General features: G+C 39.3%; 6 protein-coding genes. 3 read left to right on the forward strand and 3 right to left on the reverse strand.

Translation table 11 applies throughout. The annotated features are described in order from the left end of the window. Positions 1 to 284 (reverse strand): class I SAM-dependent methyltransferase (locus tag LW728_RS23010; protein ID WP_287768488.1); only part of this gene is annotated, 284 nt, incomplete at its 3' end. 197 nt (positions 285 to 481) lie between these two features. Here LW728_RS23010 and LW728_RS23015 point away from each other — a divergent pair. Beyond that, positions 482 to 991 carry a hypothetical protein gene (locus LW728_RS23015; protein ID WP_287768490.1) on the forward strand — a complete coding sequence of 170 codons (510 nt, stop codon included), beginning with the start codon at positions 482 to 484 and terminating at the stop codon, positions 989 to 991. On the opposite strand, the gene LW728_RS23020 is transcribed toward LW728_RS23015, so the two are convergent. Further along, on the reverse strand, positions 988 to 1,338 hold the full coding sequence (locus LW728_RS23020; RefSeq protein ID WP_287768493.1) for a thermonuclease family protein: 351 nt from the start codon (positions 1,336 to 1,338) through the stop codon (positions 988 to 990). The genes LW728_RS23015 and LW728_RS23020 overlap by 4 nt on opposite strands. Positions 1,339 to 1,489: 151 nt before the next feature. Here LW728_RS23020 and LW728_RS23025 point away from each other — a divergent pair, with 151 nt between their 5' ends. After that, positions 1,490 to 1,921, forward strand: coding sequence for a hypothetical protein (locus LW728_RS23025; RefSeq protein ID WP_287768494.1), 432 nt, complete (start codon positions 1,490 to 1,492; stop codon positions 1,919 to 1,921). Between the two features lie 375 nt (positions 1,922 to 2,296). Here the strand turns inward: LW728_RS23025 and LW728_RS23030 are convergent, their stop codons facing one another. Next, positions 2,297 to 2,890, reverse strand: coding sequence for a hypothetical protein (locus tag LW728_RS23030; protein WP_287768495.1), 594 nt, complete (start codon positions 2,888 to 2,890; stop codon positions 2,297 to 2,299). A gap of 63 nt (positions 2,891 to 2,953) precedes the next feature. Here LW728_RS23030 and LW728_RS23035 point away from each other — a divergent pair, with 63 nt between their 5' ends. Next, positions 2,954 to 4,330: a hypothetical protein gene (locus LW728_RS23035; protein WP_287768498.1), complete on the forward strand. Its 1,377-nt coding sequence runs from the start codon at positions 2,954 to 2,956 to the stop codon at positions 4,328 to 4,330. Positions 4,331 to 4,392 lie beyond the last annotated feature (62 nt).

Here is a 4,392-nt window from a genome sequence, read left to right on the forward strand (position 1 = left end):
GTTGGATCTTCCCCTACGTGAGCAAAAGTAACAGTATCATGTAAAGCGATGTATTTAGACACCTTGGATGAGTGTAATCGCAATTCCTCGATCAGTTGATCGTAGGTGTGAAGAGTGTCAATAAACAAAAAATCTGTAGGCTCTATTTCAACCTTTAAAGTATTTTGAACATTAAATGATAACTCAGTTTTCCCCCGAAGTTTTAAGATTTCGTTCCAATCATTCCACTTAGGATCTATATCGTAGCAAGTTAGCTTTTTAGGCTGTCCTGCTAATAATGCCACGGTGCTAACTCCGTGGCGTGTACCAAATTCCGTTACTGTGTCCACCTGTGAGGCTAGATCCCGCAGCGTGGGAAGGTGTTCGTTGATATCACAGGGAGATTGACACAAGTATTTGTAAAGCTGCTCTAATTGCATATCTATATTCCTATTGCTACAATAAAATCTAATCTAGCAATTTTTGAGGGGATTAAATGTAAATGCTGACAGACTTTAACAGCGACGACGCTCCCGATATTAGCCCTAGTCCTAGTGGATTTAGTAGCCCCAATCTAAGAAAGTGCGCCGAAGTAATTCAATTCATGGAAACCTTACAAGAATTTGAAGTTGATCTAGAAGATGAACTATTAAAAACTATTCAGAAAATATCAGCCATGCCATCATTTCAAAAGGCTAGAGCCATATACGATCAGAATACTTATCTAGCAGCACAGGAATTGAGTAATAGTTGGAGGCAAAAAGTATCAGATTTAGAAAATGCGTACATTGATGCCAAAACTAATTTAATCAAACAAAAAAAAGAAACACTAAAAGTAATTGAGGACAATGCTGATCTAAGGGAGTCTAATAAGTCGGCGCTAAAGATTATTGAGGATAACGCTGCTTTAAAGGAAGAAAATAAAGCCTTGCGAGGACATCTAAAAAAACTAGGCTATGAAATGGTCTATGTTGATGTGCCAGAATCCGAACCAGAAAACGCTTCCGACTAGCTATAGGGAACGGCTAGGTTATTAGTCAGAAGATAATCAGATAAGTTCCCCATTCCATTAATTTCTACCTCAGAAAGATATCGCCCAAAGCTGTCCTTTTGGGTTTCTTTTTTTACCCGATGGTTTTTAATAGTCTTAATAATTATTTTTTGACCAGTTAAAACTCGAAGCTGATTAAATAATGCCCTGCCTTCTGGAGTTTTCATTTCAGGAGCATTAACCCGATTTAATCTAAGAGTTTGTCCCCGTAGCCAGATATCAAAACCAGCGTCAATATCAACTACTAGGGTATCGCCATCAACAACGCGAGTGATGACAGCGTTATAGGTGTACGGTTCTCCTACCATTGATAGCTTCCTCTAATCTCTAAAGCATAATTGCTCCTAGTGTATTTGTTCTATCCTAACACTCTCAAAACTTCAGTATATTTACTGATGACAATCAAGAGTAGGCATGAGATATTAAGGGTATAAACCAATCAAACAAAGGACAAACGCAATGAAAACAACTGATTTTGTAGTTACAGGGAAAATAATTGGGACAGTTGATGAGGACAATGTAGCATGGGGATTAACTGGCAGTTCCCCATCGTGCTACCCTCGCATCATTGGCGAAGTAGGCGAAAAAGAAGCAGCACAAAGAAATTTTGAAAATAGCATTATGCTATTAGCCGAAGATATTCTTACCTTACTAAGATGGGAAACTACCTATTTAAAAGACGAAATTTCTTTAAAAGAAATCGAAAAAAACATTTTGCTTAACATTGCAAAATGCCGAATGGGTTGTATCTATTCTTCCGACAAAAATGAACGGTTGCAGTTCCTCAACGGGGAGGTTCGATTAAGAGTAGGAAGCCAACAATACGGAAAAAATTATCCTATTTACTACTCGTCTAAAAACATGATTGAAGGCAAGGGATATCGTCCTTAAAAGCCTATCAGACAAAAACAAACAAGAGGATAAAACAATGTACTATTTTATAATCCCACACCCGCAAATCGACCTAAATACATTATCCCTCTTAGTATTTTGCGACTACTCGAATGGCAGTTGGACTTACAAAAATGAAGACAATGATATACCAGTCCCAAGCGAGTCGCAAATATGGAAAGTTTCAGATCCACTGCATCAACTAACCATAAAGTTCTATTGCTTGGGTGTTCCAATTTGTCCATCTGGAATAAAGTCTTACCCTGTAAACAACAGGAAACTTGTTTACATAAAGAAAGTGATGGCTAGTCCCGTAAAACGATTTATGACAATCCCAATTATATGACGTTTCTATTGGTCCCGTAAGGGGCTTTTTTAATGCTTATCGTTTTTAGCCGTTTCTGCTCCTATCCTTTTGGCAATCTCATCAAGCCCATGAAATTTAAGTGCATCCTCAATTATTGAGCGTCCTGCCATCGTCACCCGTTGGAATGCTCCCGACAACTCAGAGACATCCCTAACGCTTAAGAATGGATCAGCAAGCCCTACAGACTCTCTTTCCTCTGGGCTAATAGCGTTAAGTTGAATCTGTTTTAAGAGTCGTTTCTCTACCTCAACTTTTAGCTCATAGCCCTCACGAAACGGTCTAACCAATGCCTCAAAGGTTTCCTTTTGGCTTTCCAATTTTGCGTTAAGGTGACACCGCCGCAGCCATTCATCGTAAAGATCGGCTCTTTCGTGCCATCGGTGATCAGTTGCGTATCGCTCTAGCCTTCCGTTCCTAGTGCGCGTATCATTATCTTTTCGCTCCGATAATTTCCTGTTTGCTCTTAAAGATTGAAGATGATCCGCCACAAGCTGAACCGTTCTAATCGGTCCCATTTCCAAAAATACCCATAGTGCGCTGTAAGCCGTGCTAGTTTCCCCTTCTAATTTTTCAATTGGGCAAGTTGGCAGCGAAAAATCCATAATTTAATCATAATAGTTGTACCTAAATTGTAGTATAGAGATATTTAATATGCTGAGTTTTTCGTGAGTAGGTATATAGAACAACTAGGATTATCCACAATTCACGAATTAATTGATTGGAGTGTAGGGTTTGAGTTACAAGAGGCTCAAGAATCTTTTCCGATGTTTGAACCACACCCAGGGGCACAAGCCGCGATGGTAGAGCTTTTAAAAAATCCTGATGGAAAATTATCCCTGTGGTACAAAGGAGGAATTAATGCGGGTAAGAGCTTTTTAGGGGCTTGGTCAGTAGTTTATCGCTCTGAAATTGACCCCCAGTTCGGTATTCCATTAGAGCCAAATAGAGAAAGTTCCGAAGCAACAGCCAAGGCGATCGCCGCCAATCGTCATTGCTATATCGGCAAAAAGCAAACCTTCCACTACGTCCTTTCTGCGGATTCTTTCACAGGGAAAACCAAAAACTCCAAAGAGGTAGGTAGAGGATTACAGGTAAGATGGGTATGGGCTGATGAGTATGCTTACTCTGTTAAGGGCGCTTTTGATACGATTATGGGACGGATTGGAAGGGGTAAGGGGGAAAGTAGTGGGATGCTCCTCATAACCAGTTCGATTAATAAGAATCAGCCTTACAATTACTGCTATAAAATCTTTGACGACCCAAAAAGAACAGATGACCAAAAAGCTAAATTTTTATCAATAGCAGGGACTAGCCTAGAAAATCTACACGCCGATTCTGATTATATCGACAGGATGAAAGCCACCTTAACTCCTGAGCTATTCAAGCTTGAAATCTTGTCGGAATATAGCATGATCACAGAAGGGCTAATCTTTAAATATTTTGACAGGAAAACCCATCTAATCCCTGAATCAATAGCCACCTATGACAAAAGATTTCCTATTCATATTAGTTTTGACTTTAACCACTCCCCCGCCACTGCCATAGTTGCTCAATTAATAGCAGGGGAAATCATAATAATCAGAGAGTTCTTTTTACTTAACTCAGACACTTTTGAGCTTGCCAAAGAGGCAGGAAAGTATTTAAAATCTCTCAAGCCTAGCAAGATTTATATTCATGGTGACGCTTCGGGAAATCAAAAAACAGCTAACAGTAAAAATACTAACTGGGGAATAATTAAAGAAGAATTTAACCTTCTAAAATTCACTTGGGAGACTTGTTACAAGCTCTCGAATCCATCCGTGCAAGACTCTATTAACGCTCTTAACGCTACTTTCTACCACAATAGACTGTTCCTATCAGACACTTGTGATGAGCTGATAGCTGACTTAGAATCCCTTAAATGGATAGAAGGAAAAGCAGAAATTGACAAAAAAACCGACTTAATGCGTTCGCATTTAGCCGATACTTTAAGGTATTTGAACTGGGACATCTATCCTTTGGCACAAGGGAAGGCAAGCCAAGAATCTCAAACTATTTGGTAGACTTTGCCTGTATATAATCCTTAAGAATCTCAGAGGATTTTTTTGTTGCTGATTGGATATCT

Source organism: Microcystis sp. 49638_E5, from assembly GCF_021300285.1.
Lineage (GTDB): Bacteria > Cyanobacteriota > Cyanobacteriia > Cyanobacteriales > Microcystaceae > Microcystis > Microcystis aeruginosa_C.

Coding starts and splice junctions, on each gene's coding strand:
- LW728_RS23015 (WP_287768490.1), top strand. CDS start 482: ATGCTGACAGACTTTAACAGCGACGACGCTCCCGATATTAGCCCTAGT.
- LW728_RS23020 (WP_287768493.1), bottom strand. CDS start 1,338: ATGGTAGGAGAACCGTACACCTATAACGCTGTCATCACTCGCGTTGTT.
- LW728_RS23025 (WP_287768494.1), top strand. CDS start 1,490: ATGAAAACAACTGATTTTGTAGTTACAGGGAAAATAATTGGGACAGTT.
- LW728_RS23030 (WP_287768495.1), bottom strand. CDS start 2,890: ATGGATTTTTCGCTGCCAACTTGCCCAATTGAAAAATTAGAAGGGGAA.